General features: G+C 57.2%; 20 protein-coding genes and 2 pseudogenes. 9 read left to right on the forward strand and 13 right to left on the reverse strand.

The features are described 5' to 3' along the window. The first annotated feature begins 4 nt into the window (after positions 1 to 4). The 3 genes from JNB88_RS08045 to JNB88_RS33495 all read left to right on the forward strand — a co-directional run bounded on the left by JNB88_RS08045 (position 5) and on the right by JNB88_RS33495 (position 3,736). The gene (locus JNB88_RS08045) at positions 5 to 1,105 is read left to right on the forward strand and encodes a D-TA family PLP-dependent enzyme (RefSeq protein ID WP_220354993.1); all 1,101 of its coding nucleotides are present in this window, start codon (positions 5 to 7) and stop codon (positions 1,103 to 1,105) included. A gap of 392 nt (positions 1,106 to 1,497) precedes the next feature. Beyond that, complete coding sequence (locus tag JNB88_RS08050) at positions 1,498 to 3,183, forward strand: arylsulfatase (RefSeq protein WP_220354994.1); 1,686 nt, start codon at positions 1,498 to 1,500, stop codon at positions 3,181 to 3,183. A 256-nt stretch (positions 3,184 to 3,439) separates the two neighbouring features. Continuing rightward, a complete protein-coding gene (locus tag JNB88_RS33495) occupies positions 3,440 to 3,736 on the forward strand; it encodes a hypothetical protein (RefSeq protein WP_081931078.1) in 297 nt (98 codons plus the stop codon). 26 nt (positions 3,737 to 3,762) lie between these two features. Here the strand turns inward: JNB88_RS33495 and JNB88_RS08055 are convergent, their stop codons facing one another. From JNB88_RS08055 to scpA, 6 genes are all read right to left on the reverse strand, one after another. Further along, entirely contained in the window at positions 3,763 to 4,899 is a 1,137-nt protein-coding gene (locus JNB88_RS08055) for an ABC transporter ATP-binding protein (protein WP_220354995.1), read from the reverse strand. 86 nt (positions 4,900 to 4,985) lie between these two features. Next, positions 4,986 to 6,188, reverse strand: a complete 1,203-nt coding sequence (locus JNB88_RS08060; RefSeq protein ID WP_051977116.1) for an extracellular solute-binding protein — start codon at positions 6,186 to 6,188, stop codon at positions 4,986 to 4,988. Between the two features lie 59 nt (positions 6,189 to 6,247). After that, on the reverse strand, positions 6,248 to 7,108 hold the full coding sequence (locus JNB88_RS08065; protein WP_037135947.1) for a carbohydrate ABC transporter permease: 861 nt from the start codon (positions 7,106 to 7,108) through the stop codon (positions 6,248 to 6,250). Next, positions 7,105 to 7,989, reverse strand: coding sequence for a carbohydrate ABC transporter permease (locus JNB88_RS08070; protein WP_220354996.1), 885 nt, complete (start codon positions 7,987 to 7,989; stop codon positions 7,105 to 7,107). The genes JNB88_RS08065 and JNB88_RS08070 overlap by 4 nt, the downstream gene beginning before the upstream one ends. Before the next feature lie 13 nt (positions 7,990 to 8,002). Beyond that, entirely contained in the window at positions 8,003 to 9,160 is a 1,158-nt protein-coding gene (locus tag JNB88_RS08075; RefSeq protein ID WP_220354997.1) for a Gfo/Idh/MocA family protein, read from the reverse strand. A gap of 261 nt (positions 9,161 to 9,421) precedes the next feature. Further along, complete coding sequence (scpA, locus tag JNB88_RS08080) at positions 9,422 to 11,560, reverse strand: methylmalonyl-CoA mutase (RefSeq protein ID WP_220354998.1); 2,139 nt, start codon at positions 11,558 to 11,560, stop codon at positions 9,422 to 9,424. Positions 11,561 to 11,736: 176 nt separating this feature from the next. On the opposite strand from scpA, the gene JNB88_RS08085 reads away from it, so the two are divergent. Next, entirely contained in the window at positions 11,737 to 12,762 is a 1,026-nt protein-coding gene (locus JNB88_RS08085; RefSeq protein WP_220354999.1) for a hydroxyacid dehydrogenase, read from the forward strand. A gap of 140 nt (positions 12,763 to 12,902) precedes the next feature. Here the strand turns inward: JNB88_RS08085 and lhgO are convergent, their stop codons facing one another. After that, entirely contained in the window at positions 12,903 to 14,132 is a 1,230-nt protein-coding gene (gene lhgO, locus JNB88_RS08090; protein ID WP_220355000.1) for an L-2-hydroxyglutarate oxidase, read from the reverse strand. 389 nt (positions 14,133 to 14,521) lie between these two features. Between lhgO and JNB88_RS08095 the strand changes: the two are divergent. Continuing rightward, a pseudogene (locus JNB88_RS08095) lies at positions 14,522 to 15,770 on the forward strand (D-amino acid dehydrogenase). A gap of 688 nt (positions 15,771 to 16,458) precedes the next feature. Here the strand turns inward: JNB88_RS08095 and JNB88_RS34360 are convergent. Continuing rightward, on the reverse strand, positions 16,459 to 16,824 hold the full coding sequence (locus JNB88_RS34360; protein ID WP_338110969.1) for a DUF982 domain-containing protein: 366 nt from the start codon (positions 16,822 to 16,824) through the stop codon (positions 16,459 to 16,461). A 1,917-nt stretch (positions 16,825 to 18,741) separates the two neighbouring features. On the opposite strand from JNB88_RS34360, the gene JNB88_RS08105 reads away from it, so the two are divergent. Beyond that, complete coding sequence (locus JNB88_RS08105) at positions 18,742 to 19,008, forward strand: DUF1488 family protein (protein WP_220355002.1); 267 nt, start codon at positions 18,742 to 18,744, stop codon at positions 19,006 to 19,008. Positions 19,009 to 19,068: 60 nt separating this feature from the next. Further along, positions 19,069 to 19,242, forward strand: a complete 174-nt coding sequence (locus JNB88_RS08110) for a hypothetical protein (protein WP_223217110.1) — start codon at positions 19,069 to 19,071, stop codon at positions 19,240 to 19,242. A gap of 32 nt (positions 19,243 to 19,274) precedes the next feature. On the opposite strand, the pseudogene JNB88_RS33500 reads toward JNB88_RS08110, so the two are convergent. The 4 genes and pseudogenes from JNB88_RS33500 to JNB88_RS08125 all read right to left on the reverse strand — a co-directional run. Further along, positions 19,275 to 19,549: pseudogene (locus JNB88_RS33500) on the reverse strand (integrase); the annotation flags it as partial. Between the two features lie 296 nt (positions 19,550 to 19,845). Next, positions 19,846 to 20,049 (reverse strand): DUF982 domain-containing protein, encoded by a 204-nt coding sequence (locus JNB88_RS08115; protein ID WP_223217111.1) that lies wholly within the window; start codon positions 20,047 to 20,049, stop codon positions 19,846 to 19,848. A gap of 212 nt (positions 20,050 to 20,261) precedes the next feature. Continuing rightward, positions 20,262 to 20,504 carry a DUF982 domain-containing protein gene (locus tag JNB88_RS33505; RefSeq protein WP_338110970.1) on the reverse strand — a complete coding sequence of 81 codons (243 nt, stop codon included), beginning with the start codon at positions 20,502 to 20,504 and terminating at the stop codon, positions 20,262 to 20,264. Positions 20,505 to 20,682: 178 nt separating this feature from the next. Beyond that, complete coding sequence (locus JNB88_RS08125) at positions 20,683 to 20,961, reverse strand: hypothetical protein (RefSeq protein WP_220355005.1); 279 nt, start codon at positions 20,959 to 20,961, stop codon at positions 20,683 to 20,685. Positions 20,962 to 22,621: 1,660 nt separating this feature from the next. On the opposite strand from JNB88_RS08125, the gene JNB88_RS08130 reads away from it, so the two are divergent. Next, complete coding sequence (locus JNB88_RS08130; protein WP_220355006.1) at positions 22,622 to 24,322, forward strand: adenylate/guanylate cyclase domain-containing protein; 1,701 nt, start codon at positions 22,622 to 22,624, stop codon at positions 24,320 to 24,322. A gap of 108 nt (positions 24,323 to 24,430) precedes the next feature. Continuing rightward, on the forward strand, positions 24,431 to 25,102 hold the full coding sequence (locus tag JNB88_RS08135) for a DUF938 domain-containing protein (protein WP_220355007.1): 672 nt from the start codon (positions 24,431 to 24,433) through the stop codon (positions 25,100 to 25,102). A 157-nt stretch (positions 25,103 to 25,259) separates the two neighbouring features. Here the strand turns inward: JNB88_RS08135 and JNB88_RS08140 are convergent, their stop codons facing one another. After that, positions 25,260 to 25,922, reverse strand: a complete 663-nt coding sequence (locus tag JNB88_RS08140; protein WP_220355008.1) for a hypothetical protein — start codon at positions 25,920 to 25,922, stop codon at positions 25,260 to 25,262. Between the last annotated feature and the right edge of the window lie 70 nt (positions 25,923 to 25,992).

Here is a 25,992-nt window from a genome sequence, read left to right on the forward strand (position 1 = left end):
GTCCATGCAGGAAAACCAGTTCGCGGTCGTGGCCAAGCGGGGCGACAGGGTCTGTGACCTCTCGACGCCGAGGCCGATCATCGACGAAGACCGGCTGGCTGCAAACATTGCCAGGTGTCAGGCTTACATGGATGAACATGGCCTGAACTTCCGGCCACACATCAAGACGCACAAGATCCCAGCGCTCGCCGCCGAGCAGGTGGCAGCCGGGGCAAAAGGCATCAATTGCCAGAAGATCAGCGAGGCCGAGGTCTTTGCCGCAGCCGGCTTCCAGGACATCCTGATCACCTTCAACATCCTTGGCGCGCAAAAGCTCGAGCGACTGGCCGCACTCAACGACCGGATCTCGGATCTCAAAGTCGTTGCCGACAGCATCGTGACAGTCGACGGCCTCTCGGAATACTTCGCGCTTCGCCGCCCCTTGGCAGTTCTGGTCGAATGCGACACTGGTGGGGGGCGCTGCGGTGTCCAGACGCCCGAGGAGGCAAAGGCGCTTGCCCAGCGGATTCAGGCGGCTCCCGGTCTTTCCTTCGCCGGATTGCTGAACTATCCGAAGCCCGCAGCCGCCGAGGCCGTGCAGGCATTCCTCGTAAATACGTTGGGACTGCTTGAGCAAGAGAGTATCGCGTGCCCAATCGTCAGTAACGGCGGCACGCCAAGCCTCTTTGACGCACATCTCGTTACCGCGGCGACCGAGCATCGCGCCGGCACCTACATTTACAACGATCGGTCCATGGTGCGTGCCGGCCACTGCGATGAGGCGGACTGTGCCATGCATGTCCTGGCGACGGTCGTGTCGCGTCCGACCGCTGATCGCGCTGTCATCGACGCAGGCTCAAAAGCGCTTACCTCCGATCTTCTAGGCTTTGCAGACTTCGGGACTGTTGTTGGCTACCCCGACGCTGTCATCACCGGCCTTTCGGAAGAACACGGCGTCATCGACCTGTCGAAATGTGGTGACCATCGCCCGCAGATCGGCGACAAAGTCCGCATTATCCCCAACCACACCTGCGTCGTCTCCAATCTCTTCGACACCATGGTGTTTCATCGTGATGGGGTGGTGACGCGCGTCGAAAATGTAGCCGCCCGGGGACTGGTCTGGTAGGGCGGCAAACAACGCTGACGCCTCCACGACGGTTGCCTTTGCCCTGATTTGAACCTTGCCTCCTCAGGCATCGGCATCTCGGGAAGTCGCCTTCTAGCTCTTACGACCTTTCAATCTGGCGGCGAAAGCCAGGATGTGCGATACTCGCGCTGGACGACCGTCGATCTCTGAGGCGGGCGCGTCCAAGCGCGTGTTTTATCGCCAGCCACCGCTCTTAGGTGGCGCGAAAACCATCGCCACCCTAGGGCGAACTATTCGAAGCAGCATAAACTTCCATCCAGCCCACTCCGGCGGGCATGCCACGTGATTCCATGGATTTTTTCCGGAGGGGGCCGCCTCTGGCATTGAGGGGCCGATCAAAATCCAGGGTGATTGAACGGAGGGTACACGCCATGAACAGCATGAGAAATCTCTGCTTTGGTCTATTGGCTTCCGCATTGACATCCGCGCTCCCCATGCAGGCAACCGCCCAGCAGCCACAACCAAAGCCCAACATCCTTGTGATCATGGGCGATGACGTCGGCTGGTTCAACCTCGGGGCCTATCATCGAGGAATAATGTCTGGGAAAACGCCCAACCTCGACAAGCTGGCGTCCGAGGGCATGATGTTCACCGACTACTACGCGGAGGCAAGTTGTACTGCGGGCCGGGCAAGCTTCATCACGGGAGAAATTCCATTGCGCACCGGCCTAACGACCGTTGGTCAGGCTGGAGCTGATGTCGGCATGCCCGACAAGGCCATTACCATCGCCGCAGCGCTAAAGAACGAGGGCTATGCCACTGGCCAGTTCGGCAAGAACCATCTTGGTGATTTGAACAAGTATCTGCCGACACTGCACGGCTTCGATGAGTTCTTTGGTTACCTCTATCACCTCGATGCCATGTCGGACCCCTATTGGTATTCGTTCCCGAATGACCAATCTTACCGAGACAAAGTGGGACCGCGGAATTTGGTCCACAGCTTTGCAACGGACACAGACGACACGAATGAGCAGCCGCGTTGGGGCAAGATCGGCAAGCAACGGATCATCGATGAAGGTCCACTGGCACCTTACCCCGACATGTCCAATGTGCCGAACATGCATGACGTCATGCCCAAGGCCAAGTACGACATGGGCACGTTTGACGAGGTGCTCGTCAAGGCATCGTGCGACTTCATGGATAAGGCCAAAACAGATAATAAGCCGTTTTTCGTCTGGCATAACACGACACGCATGCACGTCTGGACGTTCCTGTCACCCAAGTATCAGGCCCTGATGAACAGCGACACGAACTACGGGCTGGAGGAAGCTGGAGTGGCACAGTTGGATGACAGTGTCGGATCCCTCCTGAAATGCGTGGAAGATGCGGGCGAGACCGGGAACACCATCGTCATCTTCACGACCGACAACGGGGCGGAAGTGTTCACTTGGCCCGACGGTGGTATGACACCGTTCAAGGGCACCAAAGGTACTGTAATGGAAGGCGGCTTCCGTGCACCCGCCATCATTCGCTGGCCAGGCAAGGTCAAGCCGGGCACAGTCGAAAATGGCATATTCTCGGCTCTGGACTGGTTCCCGACGCTCGTAGCAGCAGCTGGCAACACGGAGATCACTGACCAATTGCTCAATGGTGTGAAATGGGGCGACAGAACCTACAAGAACCACCTTGATGGCTACAATCAGATGGATCTCTTGCTCGGAAAATCGCCGTCCGCGCGGCATGAATTCTTCTACTTTGCCGGCCCTGCTCTAGGCGCAATCAGGATCGACAACTTCAAATTCCAGTTCTTCCAACAGCCTCAGGGCTGGCCCGGCGGAAAGGTAACGACGGACATGCCCACCATGGTCAATATCCGGCAGGATCCATTCGAGCGGACACCCTCGATTGGTCAACAGAGCCTCAATGATCTGGGTGGGGGTTACATGAATGACTTCTTTGCACGTGAGTTTTGGCGCTTCGTCAGCGTCCAGCAGGAAGTGGGGAAACTGGCACTCACCGCAGTCGACTACCCGCCGATGCAAGACCCGGCATCCTTCAATCTGGATGCAGTCAAGCGGCAGATCGATGCGGCCATCAAAAACAAGCCTGGCAACTAACAGCCAGCGCTGATGTCGGGGGCTACCGAGGAGTACGCGCCTCTTTCTTTAGGAAGCCACCATTTGCATAGAGCCAATGCCGTCTACCAGGACGGCATTGGCCAACCCGGAGCTCTTATCTTCAATGCAATTATGAGCGCAGCATGGCTTCGAAGCCCCGCTCCATGCGCCTTCCTTTGGCGTATCCCCCTTGACCTTAGCTAATTGAAAAGCATCTTATTTTACGCGCGCATTGGGCACGCGGGAGGTCATGTCGATGAGAATCTCAGTGGTATTGGGAGTAGCGGCAAGTCTGTTGGCAATCTCGGCGGCCGAGCCGCCGGCGCAATGGCAGACCTATCACGGCGTTCGGATGGATTCCAGTCAGGTACTACTGGCGCGGTACGACAGGGCATATCGCTATTGCTTGCCCGAAGCCAATTATCGGGGTTCGCCCTATCCTGCCCACCCCTGGCACGTCACGGCACTTCGCAGCTGCTTGTATCGATTGGGGATAGTGGATAGGGGCGCATACTCATACCCCGCCAACAGGCTCTTTTATCCTCTTTACTGAGGAGCTGGCCTGACTGCGTCGACCAGTCAGGCTGCCGCCGTCGGGTCGAGCAGGTTCATATCGATATCCGTCAGTTCCACCCGCCGTTCGAAAGCGATGCCTGCCTCGTCGAACAGGTGGCAGTCAGTAACGTTGATCCCGGCCACCAACGGTTGTTCCGGACGAACGCCGGCACTTCCTGGCAGGGTCGCGCAGAAATTCTCACCTTCGCCATCAAGCGATGCGTAGGCAACCGTTTGCGCGCCAAGGCGCTCGATGACGCTCGGCGTAACGGTGAACGTGATATCGCTCGAACCAATATGGATATGCTCGGGGCGCACTCCGAGTGTGAGCGGCTTGCCAACAGCATCCGGACGTGGCGCAACCGGAATAACGGCCTTCTGCCCTCTGTAGTCAATCTCGACGCCGGCATCACTGACACCGGTGCACCTGACAGGCAGGAAGTTCATCTTGGGATTACCGATGAAGCCGGCGACGAAAATGTTCGCAGGCTTGTGATAGAGCTCGAGGGGAGCACCGGTCTGCGCGATCTCGCCCGCATTGAGCACGACGATCCTGTCGGCCATTGTCATGGCCTCGATCTGGTCGTGCGTGACATAGATCATCGTCGCTTTCAGCTGCCGATGAAGCTTGGCAAGTTCGATGCGCATGTCGGCGCGCAATGCCGCGTCAAGGTTTGAGAGTGGCTCGTCGAACAGGAAGATCTTGGGCTCCCGCACGATCGCGCGGCCAATCGCCACGCGCTGACGTTGGCCACCCGAAAGCATGCCGGGCTTCTGTTGCAGGCGCTGATCCAGGTGAAGAATGCGCGCGGCATGCTCCACCTTGGCCTTCAGCTTCTGTTCTTCCATCTTTTCCACACGCAGCGGGAAGGCGATGTTTTCGAACACCGACATGTGCGGATAGAGCGCATAGGACTGGAACACCATTGCAATGCCGCGCTTGACCGGAGGCAGATCGTTGACCCTGAGACCATCGATGACGATGTCGCCTGAAGTCGTGGCATCGAGACCGGCTATCATGCGCAACAGCGTGGACTTGCCACAGCCAGATGGACCAACAAAGACCACGAACTCACCGTTCCTGACCTCAAGTTGAACACCCTTGAGCACTTCGAAGTCGCCGTAAGACTTCTGAACCTTGTTGAGAAGAAGCTGTCCCAAAACCTGTCTCCGGTCGCCACCACTGCGGCACTGCATGCGATAGTAGAAGGGATCGCGGTTGTTGCGCCCGCGATCCCCACAAAGGCTTACTTGAACGCTTCGATCTCGCCGGCAGCCTTCTTGAGGGCATCAGCCGGTTCGGCCTTGCCTGTCACGACGGACTGGACCATTTCGATAATCGAGTTCTGGAAACCCTTGTAGTCGGTGAAGAGCGGCTCGGGACCGCCGAAAGCGATACCGTCGATGAACGGCTTCCACGAAGGATCGGCCTTGACGAACTCGTCAACCTTTGGCGACGGACGCAAAGGCGTCAGGCCCGCGCCACCCTGGAGCTCGTACTCACCCTGTGGACCTGGCGAGGTGATGAACTTTGCGAATTCGATCGCCTTGTCCTCGACGCCAGTTCCCTTGAACACGGCCAGGCTGTCGGTGATCAGCAGAGTGCCTTCACCCTTTGCCGAAGGACCGAGCGGCAGCGCCGCGACACCCCAATTGATCTTGGTGTCCTTAAGACGGGCGGCGGCACCCGAACCTGCCTGGATCATGCCAACCTTGCCGTCAAGGAAGATCGCACGAATTTCGTTCTGTTCGTAGGCGGTTGCGCCTTCGACGGAGTAAGGCGTGATGTCCTTATAGGCCTGAAGTGCCGCAAGGACTTCGGGGCTGTCGATAACAATCTTGTCGCCGTCGATAACCTTGCCGTTGTTGGTGTAAACCCAATGCATGAACTGGTGCATCGTATTGTCGAAGGTCTTGGCCGGGAGGCCGTAGCCTGCAATGCCGGTCTTTTCCTTGATTGCCTTGGCGGCGGCAATTTCTTCAGCCCAGGTCTTTGGCGGGGTTTCCGGGTCGAGACCAGCCTGCTTGAAGAGATCCTTGTTCCAGTAGAGAGCCTTGGTCGAGAAGGCGACCGGCACGCCCCACTGGGTGTCGTTGAAGGTCACCGTATCCACGATGTTCGGATAATAGCTCTTCTTTTCGTCCTCGGTCATCGGCACCGGAACGATGAGCTCGTTCTGGGCAAATTCCTTCAACGTGCGCGAACCCACATAGGCCATGCCAACAGGCGTGCCGGCAGCAGCAAGTGTGGTGGCCTTGTCTTGGCACTGTTCCCAGCCGACGACTTCGGGTGTCACCTTCCAACCTGGGTTCTTGCCTTCCCATTCCTTGATATACTTCTCGTGGATCGGATCGATCTTGTCGCCGCAATAGATCCAGCTGATTTCCTGGTCAGCGGCGTGTGCTGTCATGGCGCCGAGCGCGGTCGAGCCGAGCAGCGCAAGGGCCATCAGCCCCGTCTTGAATTGAATCGTCACGTAGTTGCTCCCGTTTTTCTCTGGTGGTTGACTTACTGTTTCACCGCGCCAGCAGTCAGCCCGCTGACGAGATACCGTTGAAGGAAGAAAATCACGATCATGGCCGGCGCAATGCCGACGAAACTTGCAGCCATCAGCTCATTCCAGACCACTTCCTGGCGGCCGAAGTAGGCAAAAAGCCCAACCGGCAGCGGCGCATATTCGGTCTTGGAATTGAAGGTGAGAGCGAAAATGAACTGCTGGGCATACGAGCCGATGAAGGTAGTGATCGCAACCACCATAATCCCGGGCATGGCAATCGGCAGGATGACGCGGCGAAGCGTATAGAAATGGCTTGCCCCATCGACGAAGGCAGCCTCGTCCAATTCACGCGGAATGCGCATCATGTAGGTTCTGAGCAGCCAGATCGCCGACGGGATCAGGAAGGCAACGCCTGGTACCATGATTGCAAAGTAGGTATTCAGCAGGCCGAGCGACCGCATCAGACGGAAAAGCGGAATAAGCAGCACCGCCCCCGAAAACATGTTGACCGCCAGGAAGGCACCTAGCAACAATCCTGCACCTTTGAACTCGAACCGAGCGAACGCATAAGCGGCGGGTATGACAAGTACCAGGACCACGGCCGTCACGACCGTCGAGATAAAGAACGAATTGAAGATGTAGCGCGCAAAGCCCGGCACGCTGATCCACATGGTCCGGTACGCCTCGAAAGAACCGTTTTCGGGAATGAACCGATAAGGCGAGGAGAAGAGCTGGCTGAGCGGCTTGAGCGAGACCAGGAAGCCCTCGACGAACGGCGCCAGTACAAAGGTCAGGAACACCAGTATCCCGGCATAGATGCCAACGATCTCATACCATTTATAGCGATTGATCAGCTGTGGGGGTTGTTTCATCGCTTGCCTCCAGAAGCCACGCGGCTGGTCAGACGGAAGTAGCAGACGCAGAAGATCGACAGGAAGATGCAGATCAACACGGCACGCGCAGCACCCTCGCCATATTTGTTCGAGCCTATCGCGGTGCGGTAGGTATCAATGATCATCGTCGTCGTTTCACCGCTCGGGCCGCCGCGCGTCAGGATCCAGATGATATCGAACGAGTTGAATGTCGCGATCAGTGAAAGCATCGACATCGTGATCATCGAAGGGACGATCAACGGCAAGGTGATGCGTCGAAAGCGATAGAAGCGTCCGGCCCCATCGGTCCAGGCAGCCTCGTATAGGTCCTGTGGGATAGCCTGCATGGCCGCGAGCATATAGAGCGTCACCAGCGGAACACCGATCCAGACGTCTGTGATGATCGTCGCCCAGAACGCCGTTGACCCCTGAGCAAGAAAAGCAACCGGCGCGTCCACGAAGCCAAAGCGCTGAAGCATGCCGGAAATCATCCCGAACTGGCCGTTGTACATCCAGCCCCACATGAAAATTCCAATAGCCATCGGGACGATCCAAGGCGGCATCGTCAGCACCCGGAAGAGTGCTCGCCCGGGAACCGCAGAGTTCAGCATCGTCGCGCCGAAGACGCCGATGATCATCTTTATGGAGACGGAGAAGAACGTCCACACAAAGGTGCGGATGATGACTTCGGCGAAGGTCTCGTTGAATATCTTCTGGTAGTTCGCCCAGCCAACCCAGTTCGTCACCCTCTTCAGCGACGCGTCGGTGAAGGACAGGATGAACGTGTCGACCAGCGGATAGGCAACGATCACTGCGACGTAGAGGACTGCCGGAAGGAGAAGGATCCAGGCGAAGATGACTGCGTTGCGTTGGACGCCCATCTTGCCGTCCTCCTCAAGCCGCTCTTGCGTGTAGCGCCTCGTCGAACCTGTCCCACACCGGGCGCAGGTCGACGACCGCCTTCTTCATCCGCGCTTCGTCCATGGACAGCGCAAGGATACCGGCCTCAAGTGCATTGAGCGTCGAGACAGGAAGCTCGGTCCCGGTACGCACGCTTTCGAGAAGATCCGCGGCCATCTGTTCGTCAGCACCATAGTGCTGGGACAGTTCGGTCGCGACGTACTTGTTCTCGACCACCTTCTTGCCGGTCAACTGCTCATGCACATCAAGATAACCGCGCACGAAGTCGCCTTCAGCCATCCCGCGCGAGCCCATGATGGCAAAGCGGCGGAACTGATCGGGGACGTTGAGGTTGGTATGGAAGTTCATGCCGACGCCGTTCGCATACTCGACGATCGCGACCTGGTAGTCGATGATGTCAGCGTCGCTGTCGAAAACCTTGTCGGAGCCCATCCAGCCACTCGGCTTGCGATGGAACAATTCGAGATCATTGATGCCTTCGCGCGCCGGATCGTTCACCGGCGTAAAGCTCTTGCGGCCGCCGAAACTCGCAACGCGTTCGGGACGCGCGCCGACGACGCCATTGTAGAGGTCGAGGTCGTGGCAGCACTTCTCGAGCATGAAACTGCCGGAATAGCGCTCGTAGCGGCGCCAGTCGCGCATGAAGAAGGCACCATGATAAGGCTCAATGTGCTCGGAGGCTTCGATCGAAACGATCTGGCCAAGCTTTCCCGCCGCCTGAATGGCACGCAGGTCCTTGTAGAGAGAGGAGTAGCGCAGCACGAGGCCAACCATGAGACGTTCGTGTCCGAACTTCGCCATCAGTCGCGCCAGCTCGATGCTCTCGCCAATGGTCGTGACAATCGGCTTCTCGCAGAAAACCTTCAGTCCGCTTTCAAGACCGAGGCGGATGTGGTCGAGATGCATGTGGTTCGGAGAACCGATCATCAGCAGGTCGAGCTTTTCATTAGCGATCAGCTCTTCGGGGGAGGCATATGCGGTACCGGCGGATATGCCTTTCTCCAAAAGGCCAGGAAGGCCCGCAGGATCGGGATCGACATAACCGACGATCTCGAAGCTCTCATCGACAGACTTAAAGACGTAGCCAAGGTAGCCGAGCCGGAAACCGAGCCCGATAATTCCCACTTTCATGCTATTCTCGTTCCCACTTACGTAATTTATTTTCGTCAAGTTGAGACAAAAATTCGAACCCGTCAACATGAATCCCGAAAAAAGTTGGAACTATGAAATTGATTTTCATGTTCCGCAGTTTTTGGGAAAGTCCTAGGTGATATTTGTTATGCGAGTGGCGGCCCCGGTGCGCGTCCAACAACCCAGAAGTTTCGCTATCCATTATGACGAACGTACTGCGGTGAAAATTCGCCTTTCGCAAGCGCCGCTACTGCTCGAAGATCAGCGGTTTCGTCGCTTCCCTTCAAGCAGGTCGAGGACCGAGTTCGCCGCATCGAGAACATTCGTACCCGGGCCGAACACGGCTGCGACGCCGTGTTCCATGAGGTACTCGTAGTCTTGCCGGGGAATGACGCCTCCAACGACGACAATCACGTCTTCTGCGCCCAGCGCCTTTAGCTCGTCCACGAGTTGGGGGGCTAGCGTCTTGTGCCCGGCAGCCAGTGAAGACATGCCAACGACATGCACCTTGCTGGCGACAGCAAGGCCCGCCGCTTCTTTTGGAGTTTGGAAGAGCGGTCCGGCAAGGACATCGAATCCGATGTCGCCAAACGCGGAGGCGATCACCTTTGCGCCACGGTCGTGGCCATCTTGACCGAGCTTGGCGACCATCACCTTTGGCCTGTGGCCGAGGATCTTGCCAACATCTGTCATCCGGTTCTTCAACACGGCAAGTTCCGGCTCATCGCGGTAGGCGTGACCATAAACATCCTTGATGACCTCGGGTTCGGCCGCGTGGTCACCGAAGGCGCGGCGCATGGCATCTGACATCTCGCCAACTGTCGCGCGTGCGCGCGCAGCCTCGATGGCTGCTCCAAGAAGGTTTCCCTTACCGCTGCTGGCGACTGCGGCAAGCGCTTCTAGCGCCGCTTGCACGGCAGTACTGTCACGTCGGCGCTTTGTCTCCTCGATCCGCTTGATCTGAGCGCTACGCACTGCGGCATTGTCGATCGCCAGGATCTCGATCTCTTCCTCGGTTTCGAGCCGATACTTGTTTACTCCGACGATCACATCGTCGCCCTTGTCGACCGCCGCCTGGCGTCTCGTAGCCGCTTCTTCGATAAGCCGCTTTGGCAGCCCCTCATTGACGGCCTTTGTCATGCCACCGAGTGCCTCGACCTTCTCGATCAGCGCCCATGCATTGTCAGCAAGTTCCTTTGTCAAACTCTCCACATAGTAAGAGCCTGCAAGCGGATCGACGACTTTCGTGACACCGGTTTCATGCTGCAGGATCAATTGTGTGTTGCGGGCTATGCGGGCCGAAAACTCGGTGGGCAAGGCGATCGCTTCGTCGAAGGAGTTCGTGTGAAGCGATTGTGTACCGCCCAGCACTGCCGACATCGCCTCGAAGGCTGTCCGGACGATGTTGTTGTAGGGATCCTGTTCCTGCAGCGACACGCCCGAGGTCTGGCAATGTGTACGCAGCATCAATGATGACGCCTTCTTGGGCTGAAACTCTTCCATGATACGCGTCCATAAGAAACGTGCTGCCCGCAGCTTGGCGGCCTCCATGAAGAAATTCATTCCTATCGCGAAAAAGAAGGAGAGGCGACCGGCGAAGTCGTCGACATCAAGGCCCTTGGCGAGTGCAGCCCGCACATATTCGCGCCCGTCTGCGAGTGTGAAGGCAAGCTCCTGCACCAGGGTCGCACCCGCCTCCTGCATATGATAGCCCGAGATCGAAATCGAGTTGAACCTCGGCATTTCCCTCGCCGTATATTCGATGATATCCGCAACAATCCGCATCGAGGGCTCGGGGGGATAGATGTAGGTATTGCGAACCATGAACTCCTTGAGAATGTCATTCTGTATGGTTCCGGAAAGGTGGGCACGGGGAACTCCCTGTTCCTCACCGGCCACAATAAAACTTGCCAGAACGGGAATGACTGCGCCGTTCATCGTCATCGAGACCGAGACCTTCTCGAGCGGAATTCCGTCGAACAGGATCTTCATGTCCTCGACGCTGTCGATTGCGACACCTGCTTTGCCAACGTCCCCGACGACGCGCGGATGATCACTGTCATAACCACGGTGCGTCGCAAGATCGAAAGCAACCGAGACACCCTGTTGACCGGCTGCAAGTGCCTTGCGGTAGAAGGCGTTTGAAGCTTCAGCAGTGGAGAAACCGGCATACTGGCGAATTGTCCAGGGGCGCCCAGCATACATTGTCGCGCGCGGGCCGCGGGTAAAGGGTGCAAAGCCGGGAAGCGAACCCAGGTGCTCGGCACCTGCTATATCAGCCTCCGTATAGAGCGGCTTGACGTCGATACCCTCGGGCGTGTTCCAGACAAGCGCATCGGGCGCAGCGCGCAGCTCTTTTTCAGCGAGTGCCTGCCAGTCACCAAGCGTCTTCTTCGTCATTTCATCCTCCGGCATTCTTCTTTTGCCGCAGGCTAGCACTGAAAGGGCACAGCGCGCGATAGACGGGACGGGATAATTTATGAAGGCAGTTTGGTGCTTGGAGGACCGGACGCGTTGACACTTCAACCCGCATGTTGGGTAATAGGTGCACCTGAGGCCGTTGTTGAGAGGCATACATGACACGTGGCGTCGTCTTGGTCGATCCGTTGCCGCGGATCGTTGATCTGATCATGGAACCCGACGTGCGCAATCGCCTTGAGCGGCTCGGAAGGGTAGTCATCTCAGAAGATCGCCCAATGCCTGCCGAACAGGTCGAGGAACTTCTTCCTGACACCGTATTGATCTTCGGCCAGACCGACATGCCGAGAGAGCGCTTGGACAGGGCGCGAAACTTGAAGGCAATCATCAATGTCGAGTCGAATTTTCTACCGAATGTCGACTACCAGACGTGTGTTGAGCGCGGGATTTGGGTGATCACTCCAGCAGCAGCGTTCGCCCCTCCGGTCGCAGAAGCCGCATTAGGCATGGCGCTTGACCTTGCGCGTGGGATTACACAGGCCGACAGCGAATTTCGGGCAGGCAATGAGCAATATGGCTTGGCGGGGAACAAAACAACGTTCCGCTTTGCCGGCGCGCCAATCGGCATCATCGGCTTCGGGGATCTGGGTCGCCAGTTCAGAGATCTCATCAGGCCATTCAAGAACTTCGTCCGCGTTTTTGATCCGTGGCTTCCAGCGGAGGTAATCACGAGGGCTGACTGCGCTCCTGCAACACTGGAAGAATTGATGAGCGAGAGCCAGGTCATTTTCGTGTTCGCCAGCGTTACCAGTGACAATCAGGCGTTCATTGGCGCGCGCGAGTTTGCCTTGATGAAGCGCGGGGCGGCGTTCCTCCTCATGAGCCGAGCTGCTGTCGTCGACTTTCCGGCCATGGTGAGGGCTGCCGAGACAGGTCATATCCTTGTTGCAACGGACGTTTTTCCAGAAGAACCGGTTGCCAGCGACGACCCTATCCGCTCGACGCCTGGCATTCTTCTCTCTGCCCACAGAACCGGGGGAACGCGCGACGCCTTTTATGCCCTCGGCGCCATGGCTGTCGCTGATGCCGAACTGATCATGAAGGGCTTGGCCCCACAACTTTGCAGAAGGGCCGATCCCATGACGGTCGGTCGATTTCGCTCTAAGCCCGTTTCCGTTTCCTAGGATCCGCAACAGACGGAGCGCTCAGGTGTCAGACCACCTTCGGTAGCTATCCAACGTATTCCTGCATAGGCGACGGTGACACATCGGCCTTTCCCGCCTCGATGCTGACCAAAGCCGGGCAGGCTCCCTGGGGACCACATTCAAGCCTCTTTAAGGGACGTTGAAGCAGCGGTCTGTGTGATGCTGCCATCAAACAACCGATCGACGATCATGTGGCCGATGGGCATGGCGGAGGTCGCTGCGGGGGATGGGGCATTGCACACGTGCAGCATTCGATCAGTCTGCTTGAAGAGAAAGTCATGAACCAGGCTTCCATCGGCCATGACCGCCTGCGCGCGAATGCCGGCCTGCGGGTTTTGCAGATGATCAATTGTCAATGATGGACAATATTTCCGGCACTCACGTAGATAGGTTCGCCGTGACAGGGAGTTCGCAAACTCGGATAGGCCTGACCGCCAGTTCTTGCGCGCCATCTTCCAGAAACCGGGAAACGTTGCCATGCTGCTAACGTCCGCCGGTGCGACGCTACCCTTCTCATAACCTTCTCTCGCAAACCCAAGCACCGCGTTCGGACCCACAGTCATGCCGCCGTCTATCGTTCGCGTCAGGTGAATGCCAAGGAACGGCAGGTCGGGATCCGGAATTGGATAGATCAGACGCTGTGTGACCTTCGCCATGGATTGAGGCAGTCGGTAGTATTCGCCCCGAAACGGTACGATACGATGATCAATCTTCAAGCCAGCCATCAAAGCTACACGGTCGGACTGCAGGCCCGCACACGCCACCAGTCTGCGAGCCTCGACAACCCCGGTCGCGCATTCGACACGGACACCTTTTTCATGCTCGTGAATGGCCCTGGCGGCGGCACCACTTCTAATTTCACCGCCTCGCTCCTCGACGGTTCGTGCCATGGCTCGACATACAACAGCGTAGTCAACGATACCTGTGGAATGAACAAGGAGCGCGCCGAGACCGGCAATATTGGGCTCGTCTGTTCTCAACTGCGCCGTCGTCAACCGCGTATATCCTATCCCGTTTTCTCCTGCCCTATGTTCCAACGCCTCCATGCCCTGCATTTCATCCTCGTTGGTCGCCACCAACAACTTTCCGCAGGTTTCAAAAGGGATCTGGTTCTTCATACAGAAGCGTTTCGTTGCCTCGGCGCCCTCGCGACACAGTTTTGCCTTTAGTGACCCCGGAGCGTAATAAATCCCGGCGTGGATGACGCCACTGTTGTGGCTCGTCTGGTGACTGGCAAGATCGGGTTCTTTCTCCAGGACGACGATGGTGGCGCCGGGTACCTTTTCCTGCAGCGCCATGGCGACCGCCATTCCGACGATCCCACCCCCTATGATGCAAAAGTCATACATACGACGCCCAACTCCAACCCCACATATGTCAAGCTAGCACTCGGAACCCTTTCCGTCCTGCATCTTAATGACGTAGGCGAACGCTCTGCCGCTAGCCATAATCGCTGACCGGCTGCGGATCGGGTCAACAACCGCGTTGTCGACGCATCATCAGCTTCGGAGTAGCGGGACGAGTGAAAGACAGCCGGTGCGATCTGAAAGCTGCAAGCTTGCTGCCGCTGTTGTTGGTTTTCATGAAACGAAGGGCAAATAGACCATCCTGAGGCACGACCTGAGACTTGGAGCCTGGCCGTATCGCCGATATCATCTACCACAAAAGTTGCGCCCCGATATCGTTACTTCTACCTCCGATACCAATTCGATCCGGCATCTTTCTCCTGGAGTTTGTGATGAAGATCATCGTTCTTGGAGCTGGCGTTATCGGCGTCACGACCGCCTACTATCTTGCAAGGTCAGGACACGAGGTAACGGTATTCGAACGCCAGAGTGGCCCGGCGCTGGAGACAAGTTATGCCAACGCGGGCGAGATCTCTCCGGGATACGCGTCGCCCTGGGCGGCGCCGGGCATTCCTCGGAAGGCCATCAAATGGCTTTTCATGAAGCACGCGCCCCTGATCGTTCGGCCAACATTTGACCCTGCCACCTGGGCCTGGATGGCGGCGATGTTGCGCAACTGCACCTCAGCACGATACGCGATCAACAAGACCCGCATGGCTTGCCGAATACAGCCGCGACTGTCTGATCGAGCTTCGCAGCGAGACCGCCATTCCCTACGACGAACAGACAAAAGGGACCCTGCAGCTCTTCCGCAACGAGGACCAGCTCGAGTCGATCACAAAGGACATTGAGGTTCTTGCCAGGGACGGCGTGCCGTTCGAAGTGCTCGACGCAACGCAATGTGTCACAGCCGAGCCAGGACTTGGGCCGGTGAAGCACAAGATCGTTGGTGGATTGCGGCTGCCCAACGACGAGACCGGGGACTGTTTCAAGTTCACAAACGAACTCGCCAGGCGCGCCGAGTTGCTCGGCACACGTTTCACTTACGGAATTGACGTAAAAAGGCTGAGCATCGAAACCAGACGGATCACTGCAGTTGAAACCTCGAAGGGCACATTCGACGGTGATGTCTTCGTCGCCGCTTTCGGCAGCTTCACTCCAATCTTGCTGAAGCCGCTTGGGCTGAAGGTCCCCATATATCCGGTGAAGGGATACTCAATCACGATCCCCATCGTCGATGAGAGCCGCGCGCCCATTTCTACGATTATGGATGAGACCTTCAAGATTGCTATCACCCGCCTCGGTGATCGCATACGAGTCGGCGGCATGGCCGAAATTTCCTGTTTTAACAGAGACTTGCCGATCAGTCGTAAAGCAACACTTGTGCATTCGGTTGAGGACCTGTTCGGCGGAGCAGGGGACCAAAGCAAGGCCCAGTTCTGGTGTGGGCTGCGCCCGATGACGCCCGACGGAACACCGATCATCGGCAAGACGGTCCTTGATAATCTTTACGTCAACTCCGGGCACGGTACGCTTGGCTGGACAATGGCATGCGGTTCTGGTCGTTTGCTAACGGATCTCATTAACAAGACCAGGCCCCAGATATCGACAGAAGGACTGGATCTCAGCCGCTATGGCTGAGCAGATTGGAGAGTTAGTCCGCCATCCTGGTAAAATGCCGACCGATCGCCCAGCACCTAACCAAAATGGGGAATTTTCCTAACGTCACTGGTAACCCGAAGGTAGGACGGCTCCGAAAACGCTGCTTTCTGCGAGCCCGTTTGGTGGGCTCGGGATGCCTGCTTTGCGCCCAACAGACGTGGTGAGTTCACCAACGAGAGACGTCCAAATTAGGGCCGGCACCAGACGTCCGGTCCTAGGACATCACAGACGAATGCGGAAATCCAAGTATTCGGAGTCGATGTCCGAATCTGCCCCCTAAGCAACTTCAGAACCCGCGTTTACGCATGCGTTTACCGTAACGTACTTCCATTTACCTGCTCCTGCTTGTCTCTGCCACTGCGGCTTGCTCGTTGTTGCGTTCCGCTTGGCGATATAGGAGACAGATGATGTTGAGATCGGATCTCTATGCAGCAGTTGCCGTTTCGGTCTTGGGGCTATAGCGGCGTCCGGTTTGACTGCCGCCGCCCAGGTCAATGGAGAATGCACGCGCGCGCAGCAGCGAGCGCCAAACACGCGCAGCCGTCGAGATGGTATCAAGCAGAGGCGGCTGCCGGACCTCGACCCGGCAGCCGCCTGAGGTCCGCATCATCGAAATTGGCGAGCCTAGTAAGCGGAGCGGACCATACAGCGTACGCTCACGAATGACTTAGCGCGTCGACGCGAGCTGAACGGCGGACTTGGCGTCTTCCGTTTTCATCCTACCCTCAACGACCGCTCGGCACGCCTTCCATGCTCGTTGCCATTTGGCCGCACTCTGGTTCGGTTCGTGGATGAGCCAGGTCAATGCCTCCTCCGGGGAGCCGACAACAATACGAATTCGGTTGTCTCCAAACACGAGAGGCGTTCCCCATCGATGTACCAGCATGCCGCACTCCAATGTATTCACTATCGCGGCATCGAGTATTCGTTCCACCTTCAGATAAATGGGTGCTCGCAGCACGCATGAAAGGCAGGAAATGCGTCGGTCTCTGGGTGCCCGCTTCAGTTCAATCGCCGAGAAGTTGAACGACATCACGATTTGAGCATGCGTTCAACCAGTACAACGGAGGTCAGCTGGGGAAAGAGACACGCCGACGAACTGAAGTTTGGGACTGCTCGCCTGCGGTTCTAGGACAACCTGCATGGCAGGAGAATGCGTCTGCAAGAATTCTGCTGGTAATTCCGCTGCAGAGTCTTAGTTCCTCCTCAAAGAAGGAGCGTCAACTTGGAAAATCTAAGAGAATTCGCCTCAAGCACGAATGGTGATCGGTGGTTCTTGGGCCACGATGAGGTGACCCATACAGAGGTCGTTGTTCACCTCGGGAACCCGTCGTCGGGCGGTCATGAGACAACAACTACCCTGAGTTCGTTTTTGAAGCAGCGCCCATTTGGGCCGGAGCGCGATGCATTGATCATGATACTAGCGGACCGTCCTGGCGAAAGCGGCGAGGTGCCCTCCGTTCCGGGCTTAACACCGCATGCATGAGCGCGGTTCCTGACGCAATGCAATTCATGCAATTTTTATTTTCATCAGACTTCCGGAACAAAACCAAAAATTGCGCTTACGTTTCATCCAGCGAGTGCCTACATGATCGCTATCGGCATTGCTGATGAGCGCTGGGAAGCATCTGTCGCTCGCAATTGCCGCAATCGCTTTCTGCTTTTGACCACGGTTGTACTGGCACTGGTGTGAGTAGCGATGTGAGGAAGGTCGGTGCGGTTTCGCCCCGGCCTTTTTGTTAGCGCGTCCGCTGACCGCGAACTTTGTTTAAACACAATGGCGGCTCAGCGTGCCACATCGAGTTTGCTAGTCGAGCTTCGTTTCGCGCCACTTGGCGTCAAGCAGACCTTTTCTCTCAAAATCGATCTTTGTCTTCCGGACTGCGTCCGGCAGCGATCACTCCTCCAACGAAAAGTGAATTTCGAATGAGCAAAACCGATGCGGCTGAGATCCAGCGCAGAACAGAACGCCAAGTCGCGAATACGAGCGGCGGGGGTCATTTAGGAGGCACAAACTTCGGGCAGGCCGCTGACGCCAAGACAGCAGGTGGAGCAGGTGGCAAATCCCGTCCGGGAGGGGGACGCAAATAGACCTACGGCAGTAATATATTGGCGGCTCGCTTGGAGAGATTGAAGGCGAGCCGTTTTTCGGGTGGCACCAACGTTGACCTCTGTATCGCCTTCACCGCGGCGAAGTCCTCGCCATTAAATGTACACTTTTATGGTCGCATTCGCAGCTCTTTAGGCCGACAAGGGTGACTTGGCATTCGCTATCAATCAGCCAGGACGCCTGGGATGACTAAAGAGCCGTCGCTGGTCTGAAGGGCAAATACGCCTCACCTAGCACCACTTCCCCATCATCGACAGAAGGAGTCCGCTAAGGGGTGGGAAGCGGACTCCAAAAAGCTCAGTGGTCGATCCCAGGAACAGAACTAGACCGGGCATAAGCACTTGCTCACATAAGCAGGACAATAGCGAGTCAATTCGGCTCACCATCGCCCACCAACTGATAGAGATTTTTGCCGAAGGCGGAGTATGATTACGGGTGCCCTCTCGTTCTGGCGACCAAGTATGCAGATGGGCATTGCAATTGTTCTGCCGGCATACCATATGCAAGTCATCGGCAGCTTCTGAAACGGGCGCTGCCGGGTGGGGACGCAGAAAGCGTTCCAGCCCCAACATGGGAGGACGGTATGTCTTCCGCTACTATTATTTTCTCCACGGACAATTTAGTGCGATCCGCTCTACGGTTTTGCTACGTGGATTTTCTCGTCAAATCGACACCGGCAATCAGCCTCGCATTCATCGTCTATGTCACGTTCAAGGGTGTCCTCTGGTAAGCGCGGGGCGTTTAAAATGCGGCCCCCGCATGTAGCAGCCTCGACTGTGAAGTGGTTTGGCACTTTGTCGGCAACGCGTGTTGCGCGACCAGAAGATTGGGAGGTCTTCCGTGGCAATTGAGTTTCCCAACCGAGCCAGAAGCTATGACGAGTCCGCTAGGCGGGTTCGCTTCCTCGGCCACGATGGCATGTTCGAAATTCGCTTCTTCGTCGACATCGACGTATTGGCGAAAGGACCGTGCGAGATAGCGACATCGGAACAAGCCTATCTCGCGGCGTTTGACAGCCTTCGAGCTAGAATTATTGGCGTGGCGGAGCGCGTATATACGTCAAAACCCAAAAACCTGATCGTTCTTAAACGGGCTGATTTTAGATAGCAGCCGGAAGGCCGCGCGTTTTAACTTCCTAACGGTAGGTACCCAGCAATGAATGAACGGATGAGCAAGAGCCGAGAACGCGCCGAAACGGAATTTGGGTTGACCCAGACACAATTCCTTTCCCGTACCGGTAAGGACCCTAAAATCGACCCTGTCGTCGAAGCGAGGAATGAGAAGACCGCGCAGCTAAGGGCTAAGCGCCTTCAGCAAGAGGCCAACAAGGCGGCCAAGTAGCAATCACTGTTTCGAGGCGCAAAGATGCCACCTCGTCGAGTTGTTCGGCTGTCCACTTTCGAGCGGGTTCGAATTTCTTGACCTGTGACAAGAGTCCCAATTTTGATCTTAACTAGATCGCAGCCCCGGAGCTTACTATCGATCGCGAGATCAAACAGCGCGCGATCTCTCATGCGCCCCTCTCGGTCTAGCAAGAAGCGGATCGCCCAAATCTGCGCTGTTTCAAGGGCTTCTTGACGCCGACTTTTCGGCAGGCGTTCCAGGCCGGTCGGCCCATTGCGGCAGGATCGTATTGTGCAATACCCATTTTAGTTCTCCTTTCGGCCATCATGGCCTTCAGGAAAAAGCGTGAGATCAAGGATTCACGCGGCCGCTTTCGGACCGTCTGCTGGGAGGACATAGGGGCTTTTGCCGCCAAGGTCGGGGATCGACCCCTAGCTGACGTCCGCCTGCCTTTGCGCCGCTCCCCGATGTGTTCACAATATCGCTGGAGCTAATGGGCACTCGATCCGGAGCGAGTAATGGACCGCAAAAGTTGTAAGACGGGAAATGTCAAAGCTTATCGTTTTGGCGCTCACGCCAGCCACCAGGTGCGTGACTGACTCAGCGCGCAGCCGCGAGCCGAACAGTGGACTTGGCGTCTTCGGTTTTCATCCGACCCTCAACGACCGCTTGGCACGCTTTCCATGCTCGCTGCCATTTGGCCGCACTCTGGTTCGGTTCATGAATGAGCCAGGTCAATGCCTCCTCCGGGGAGCCGACAACATACGAATGCGGCTGTCTCCCAGCACGAGAGGTTTTTCCCATCTGTGTCCTAACATGGCCGCACTCCAATCGTGTGGGAGTTCACTATCGACGGCACCGAGCTTTGTTTCCGTCTCCAGATAAATAGGCATAGGCAGTCCGCAATGAAGGGGAAGATTGGGTAGCCGGTCGCGGAGTGGTCACCTCGGTTCGATCGTCGAGAAGCAGGACGATACTGCTATTTGAGCACACAGATCCCAAAACGAGGGCCTGGGTTAGGCGGTTCGAAACACGACCCGCGCATCAAGAGCCGCTGCGAGAAATGCTGACTGCGCTTCCCCCTGGGATACTGTACCCGCCGCCGTGCCAGCACAGGCCTGCATTGCCGAGAAGAAGGCGCGACCGTTCGTCACCGGCCAATTCGCATAAAGCATATCAAGGGCTTCTTCTGCGGATGCAACGGTATGCAGCACCCGGTTGCGTTCAACGACTAAGACTAGCCAACCCGGTACCGACACAGGGTCTCCGATTCCACGTTCAAGAATAGTGGATCCCACAGTTAGCAAGCGTACGACATGAGGGAGAAACATTCCTCACCCGTGCGATCCACTCACTCAACCCCCGCCTTAGCGCGATGTTCCATGCCATCGGCCTGCTGCATCGGGAAGGAAGAGAAATTCTACAATCCAGGAATTTCTACCGGACAGGCCGCCCCTGAATGGAGGCGCGCGTCCGCTCGAAGCTTGGTGGAGATATTGCCGAAATCGCCCCGCCAAAATGCCTTTCCAGTTCCCTGGATAGGTCGTCGGCGGAGGTCATCCCGTGTTGGAAACGTTCAAAAAGCAGCTTCGCTGCGACGTTGTATCGCTCAGGATGAGCAACACTACTGGCAGTACTGTATCCAGCCGCATCCAAGACGCTTTGCAGCATCGTGAGGTCTCTGGAATGTAAGACGTAGCCGAACTCGGAAGACATATTGGTCCTCCTTCAATTTGGGGCAAGGGCTCTGAGCCCTAATGCAGCAGCGCCCGTGACATTGGCTGCTGAAGAAATGACGATGCCTGAGCGCGGCTCCGGATGCAATGTAATTCATGCAATTTTTATTTTTATCAGACTTGGCGAACAAAACCAAAAATTGTGCTTGTGTTTCATGCATCGAGTGCCTATATGCCTCTCATCGGCATTGCTGATGAGCGCTGGAACGTGTCTGCCGCTCGCAATTTGCCGCAATCGCTTTCCGCTTTTGACCACGGATGTACTGGCACTGGTATGAGTAGCGATGGGAGGAAGGTCGGTGCGGTTTCGCCCCGGCCTTTTTTTATTGGCGAGTCCGCTGATCAAGATGCAAAGCCTAGGCCATCTCACCAACGCTCCTGGCGAATTCTGTTCTACGAAATCGAGCGCTCAGTGGCTTGTTCACTTTTGCGATCGATACTGCCTCGTTCGTTGGGCATTGCGAGGAGTGTACCGCGTAGCCGTTGGAAATCGCATGAGCGAAGACATTAGTGCTGAGGTGAACTGTCGGGATGAATGGAGCCTTTTGGCGCGATCGTCAAATTCCCTGCGACGGGGTTAGGCGTTCGTTGCTAAGCTCCGAGCTCAGAGTATGATGTCGCCATCGGTTCCATTCTATCGGCTGAGACCGCTTGGGAGCTGATACGTGCTCTTGCCGAATCGGAGCACCCGCTATGTCTCTCCTCAATTTCGTTGAGTTGGATGACTACGACCTTCAGACGGTCAGCGATGTTGTCAGCCAATGGTGCGATGATCATGGCGTCTCCTTGGATCCCGAACGCGGCCGGGCCGCGATGTGTGTCGCCGTTGACCGAGCAATGGCGGCGAGAAGTCGCCCGTCGCCCTCTCAGAAGCGATCAACGCGGCCAGCGTCTAGGTATGGCAGCTCTTGGCAGCCGAGATGTCCGTTTATGGGATTTTGCTGGGGTGCAAGCTATGTCCGGGATGCGGGCGCAAAAGATGCCACCTCGTCCAGTTGTTCGGCTGTCCGCTTTCGAGCGGACGCCATGGTTCGTTCAACGACCGAAATGGGGGCGCAAAGTAGTCGTTCGGGCCCAAGGTCGCCAGTTGTCCGTGTTGGGGCCAATGGCCGACCGTCCACTGGGAAGACACCCAACCACCAAAGCGGACATCATAGCCCATGACGTGGAGGTCTGCTTACGGCCCCATTGCGGACAGGAGGCCTCTGACTTCCATGTAGCGATCGGCGCTGCCATGTTTCCTCTAGGGGTACGCTCGATGGCGCAGGATTCTATTGATAGGGAAGCAGCGAATCGCGGGAGAGCCCGCCTTATGTTGCGGCTTCCGGCCGTTCGGCAAAAGTTGCATGAGGCCAGCGAACGATCGCTGCTGGAGATATTCGAACTATACGAGGTTGCCCCAGCCGCCCCGGACGCCATTCTAACGATAACCGAGCTCAACCCTTGGTGGGGACTCGAAACCTGCTGGCGGGAAACTGAGGCTGATATTTGCCGGGACCTTGCGAACTAAGCTAAACTTCCTGCGCGCTCCATCTGCGGCGATGAAGGTGGAGATCGCCTGCACACTTTCTTTTACCGCTTGTTGACTCACCCGCAGTTGAACAATAACTTGCTAACTCAGTCGTTAGGCTTGTCCTCTTATGACGGATCAATCTCTTCAGCGTCGCCTTGCTGCCATCGTCGTTGCCGATGTGGTGGGATTTTCACGCCTGATGGAGGCTGATGAGGTCGCAACGCTGGCGAACCTCAAGGAACTCCGTTCTGGCATTATTGAGCCGGCGGTGATGCGCAACAACGGCCGCATCTTCAAGATCATGGGCGACGGATTCTTGATCGAGTTCGCTAGCGCGGTCCGTGCGGTTTCAGCAGCATTGGAAATGCAACGGGCCGCCTCTGTTGTTTCCGGAGACCGGCGCATGCTTTTGCGTGTAGGCGTCAATCTCGGAGATGTCGTTGACGACGGTTCCGACGTCCTCGGCGACGGCGTCAATGTCGCGGCACGCCTCGAGACGCAGGCCGCACCCGGAGGTATCTGCATTTCCGCCAATGTTCACGGCGAGATCATCGGCAAGATTGATGACCGGTTCATTGATGGAGGCGAGCGCTACCTGAAGAACCTGTCTCGCCCCGTGCACGTGTGGCATTGGCCAGATGCGCTGCCGAGCATATTGCCGCTGCCCGAATGTCCCTCGATTGCTGTATTGCCGTTCACGAATATGAGCGGGGATGAAGCGGACGCGCCTTTCGTGGACGGCCTGACCGAGGACTTGATCATCGATCTTTCCCGAACGGCTGGCCTCTTCGTCATCGCGCGCAATTCCGTGAACGGCTACAAGGGCAAGCCGGTTGACATACGGCTGGTCGCCCAGGACCTCGGCGTCCGCTACATCCTCCAGGGGAGTGCCAGACGCGCAATGGGCCGTATCCGCATCAAGGCCCAATTGATCGACACGCTTGGCGGTGAGCAATTGTGGGCCGACCGGTTTGACAGGACGGTGGAAGATGTTTTCGAGTTACAGGATGAAGTTAACGCCAAGATAGTTGAGGCCCTCGTAGGCCGTCTGACCATCCCGGCCCAGCGCAATCGGCCGACGAACCTTGAGGCCTACGATCTGTGCGTGCGCGCCCGCCGTCTGACGGAAGAGTCGCCGCAAACTGAGCGTGAGGCCTATATGCTGCTCCAACGCGCGGTTAAGCTCGAGCCATCCTATGCAGAGGCGCTCAGTCTACTCGCCTATAACCGTTGGCTTGCTTGGACCCACTTCGGCGAGCCCGAAGATCCTAATCGTCGGATGGCGGTGGCGTTCGCGCAGAGGGCGGTCGACCTTGATCCCAACGATGCCGGCTGCCATTACGTTCTGGGGACGATTTTGGCTTATGAGCGCCGATGGGAGGAATCGGAGGCCGCCTTCGCCAAGGCCCTGGAGCTGGACCCCAACCACGCCGACACCTGGGCCGCCATGTCGGACATGTCCGTGCTGGACGGCAGGATTGCCGACGGAGTAGCGCAGATCGAAAAGGCTCTGCGGCTCAATCCCTATCCAACCTGCTGGTATCTTTGTCATCTCGGGCAGGCGCAATATGCTGCGCGTGACTATGAGGCGGCAACAGCGACGCTCCGTAGGGAAGACACATACCGTACCAACTCTCGCAAATTCCTGGCAGCTGCGCTTGCGCAGTTGGGCCACCTTGAGGAGGCGCGCCGAGAAGCAGAGTTGTTCCTGATCGCCCACCCTCATTTCACTATCGGCCATTGGGTCGGCTCCCAACCGCTGCGTGATGCATCTGTACGAGACCACTTTGTCGACGGTTTCCGAAAGGCCGGCCTGCCAGAGATGTGACAGGAGGGACAATCGCTGACGCAGCCTTCTGAAGTCCGGAATCCTTGGTTTCTCTCCCACCATTTCAGCTATAGGGTGGGAGACATCGCCCAAAGGGATTCACGACCCATGCCCACAGAAAAGGATGACCGCTCGCCTGTTGCGCTGGAACTGCGCGACGTAAGCGCCGACCAGCGCATGTTCTCGCCTTCCGTTGCCCGAAATTCGGCACCGATCCTCGCGGCCCTGAAACGTGTCCTTCCAACACATGGCGCCGTACTGGAGATTGGTTGCGGGACCGGCGAGCACGCCGTGTGTTTTGCGGGAGGAATGCCCAACCTCACCTGGCAGCCAAGCGATCCGGATGCCGACGCGCGCACCAGCACCTCAAGCTGGATCAAATTCGCAGGGCTGACGAATGTGCTGGCACCGCTGGATATCGACGTGTGCTCAGGACGATGGGGCGTCGAACAGACGGGGCGTTTTGACGCCATCGTATCGATCAATATGATCCATATCGCGCCATGGGCAGCAAGCTTAGGGTTGTTCGCAGGAGCCGGCCGTTTGCTTCGCACTGGTGGGCTTCTTGTTCTCTACGGCCCATTCATGCGCGACGGCGCACACAATGCTCCCTCGAACGCTGCTTTCGATGCGGCTCTAAAGGAGAAAAACCCATCCTGGGGCCTGCGTGATATCGCTGACCTTGAGCAAGTGGGTGGGGCCACTGGACTTAAACTCCGCGAGACGATCGACATGCCTACCAACAATATGTTGCTGGTCTTCTCCACCCGTAGTGCCTGAACAACAATCGTCCCAGGTTACCCCTGCGATGGCATTGTTCGCTTTCAGGCGACGGCAGCTCACCTCAACGGCCGAGATGAGGGCGCAAAGCCGCTTGGTATGCGGGCGCGGGCATCGCGAAGTGGCACTGCGACGTCGAATGGCGTGCACAAACCCTTCAATCTGCCTGCATGTAGTCGGCCACGCTGTAGCAGTGGCTCGCCTGATAGGCGTTCCGCCCACGGTTCATATGCGTCAGATTGAACGTGCGAATGGCACTCACCACGCGGCGGCTCGCGAGGAATTTGCGGATCGACCCAGCGCCACGCACATTGATGCCGAAAATGTCCTCACCACGCGGGAAGAAATAACTGACGTCCTCTGCCTCTACGACGCTTTGCACGAGAAAAGCTTCGTCCACTCGGCTCGGCGTGGCTGAACGATCTGTAGTGAAATCCGAGAGGTGCACGATGAATCGGGCGCTGATATCGTCACCCTTGGCATAGAGCGTGAAAAGCTCCATCCAGCTCGCATTGACGCGAATGAGCGGTTTGTCCGAAGTCGACGGCAGACAGGACACCGACCAGTAATAGCGCTCGGTCTTGCGCAGTATCGGAATACAGCTTGGACCGTATAGCCCGAGAATCTCCAGGGCTGCCCCTGCTTGCGGGCGGGTACGGAGCTTCTCAAATCGAGCGACATACTTGAAACGCTGTTCAAGAGACTCTACGCGGTCGCTCGCGTCCGGCAACTCGATCTCGCCCGCTATCCACTCCCGCTGCTGCACAAGGTCAAGGAATTGCCGCACACCAGTGGGTCTCCGGCTTGAGGTCGCGCCCATGTCAGACGTCCTGCGAAATTTGCACGCGGGTCACCAGCCATCTCCTGTGTCGCGCCCAATGCGCCTGCGA

This window comes from Rhizobium cauense, from assembly GCF_019511525.1.
GTDB lineage: Bacteria > Pseudomonadota > Alphaproteobacteria > Rhizobiales > Rhizobiaceae > Rhizobium > Rhizobium cauense.

What these genes read in the sequence shown, in the direction of transcription:
- JNB88_RS08045 (WP_220354993.1), top strand. Translation starts at nt 5, where the DNA reads ATGCAGGAAAACCAGTTCGCGGTCGTGGCCAAGCGGGGCGACAGGGTC.
- JNB88_RS08050 (WP_220354994.1), top strand. Translation starts at nt 1,498, where the DNA reads ATGAACAGCATGAGAAATCTCTGCTTTGGTCTATTGGCTTCCGCATTG.
- JNB88_RS33495 (WP_081931078.1), top strand. Translation starts at nt 3,440, where the DNA reads ATGAGAATCTCAGTGGTATTGGGAGTAGCGGCAAGTCTGTTGGCAATC.
- JNB88_RS08060 (WP_051977116.1), bottom strand. Translation starts at nt 6,188, where the DNA reads ATGGCCCTTGCGCTGCTCGGCTCGACCGCGCTCGGCGCCATGACAGCA.
- JNB88_RS08065 (WP_037135947.1), bottom strand. Translation starts at nt 7,108, where the DNA reads ATGAAACAACCCCCACAGCTGATCAATCGCTATAAATGGTATGAGATC.
- JNB88_RS08070 (WP_220354996.1), bottom strand. Translation starts at nt 7,989, where the DNA reads ATGGGCGTCCAACGCAACGCAGTCATCTTCGCCTGGATCCTTCTCCTT.
- JNB88_RS08075 (WP_220354997.1), bottom strand. Translation starts at nt 9,160, where the DNA reads ATGAAAGTGGGAATTATCGGGCTCGGTTTCCGGCTCGGCTACCTTGGC.
- scpA (WP_220354998.1), bottom strand. Translation starts at nt 11,560, where the DNA reads ATGACGAAGAAGACGCTTGGTGACTGGCAGGCACTCGCTGAAAAAGAG.
- JNB88_RS08085 (WP_220354999.1), top strand. Translation starts at nt 11,737, where the DNA reads ATGACACGTGGCGTCGTCTTGGTCGATCCGTTGCCGCGGATCGTTGAT.
- lhgO (WP_220355000.1), bottom strand. Translation starts at nt 14,132, where the DNA reads ATGTATGACTTTTGCATCATAGGGGGTGGGATCGTCGGAATGGCGGTC.
- JNB88_RS34360 (WP_338110969.1), bottom strand. Translation starts at nt 16,824, where the DNA reads ATGTCGTTCAACTTCTCGGCGATTGAACTGAAGCGGGCACCCAGAGAC.
- JNB88_RS08110 (WP_223217110.1), top strand. Translation starts at nt 19,069, where the DNA reads ATGAGCAAGAGCCGAGAACGCGCCGAAACGGAATTTGGGTTGACCCAG.
- JNB88_RS08115 (WP_223217111.1), bottom strand. Translation starts at nt 20,049, where the DNA reads ATGGGAAAAACCTCTCGTGCTGGGAGACAGCCGCATTCGTATGTTGTC.
- JNB88_RS08125 (WP_220355005.1), bottom strand. Translation starts at nt 20,961, where the DNA reads ATGTCTTCCGAGTTCGGCTACGTCTTACATTCCAGAGACCTCACGATG.
- JNB88_RS08130 (WP_220355006.1), top strand. Translation starts at nt 22,622, where the DNA reads ATGACGGATCAATCTCTTCAGCGTCGCCTTGCTGCCATCGTCGTTGCC.
- JNB88_RS08135 (WP_220355007.1), top strand. Translation starts at nt 24,431, where the DNA reads ATGCCCACAGAAAAGGATGACCGCTCGCCTGTTGCGCTGGAACTGCGC.
- JNB88_RS08140 (WP_220355008.1), bottom strand. Translation starts at nt 25,922, where the DNA reads ATGGGCGCGACCTCAAGCCGGAGACCCACTGGTGTGCGGCAATTCCTT.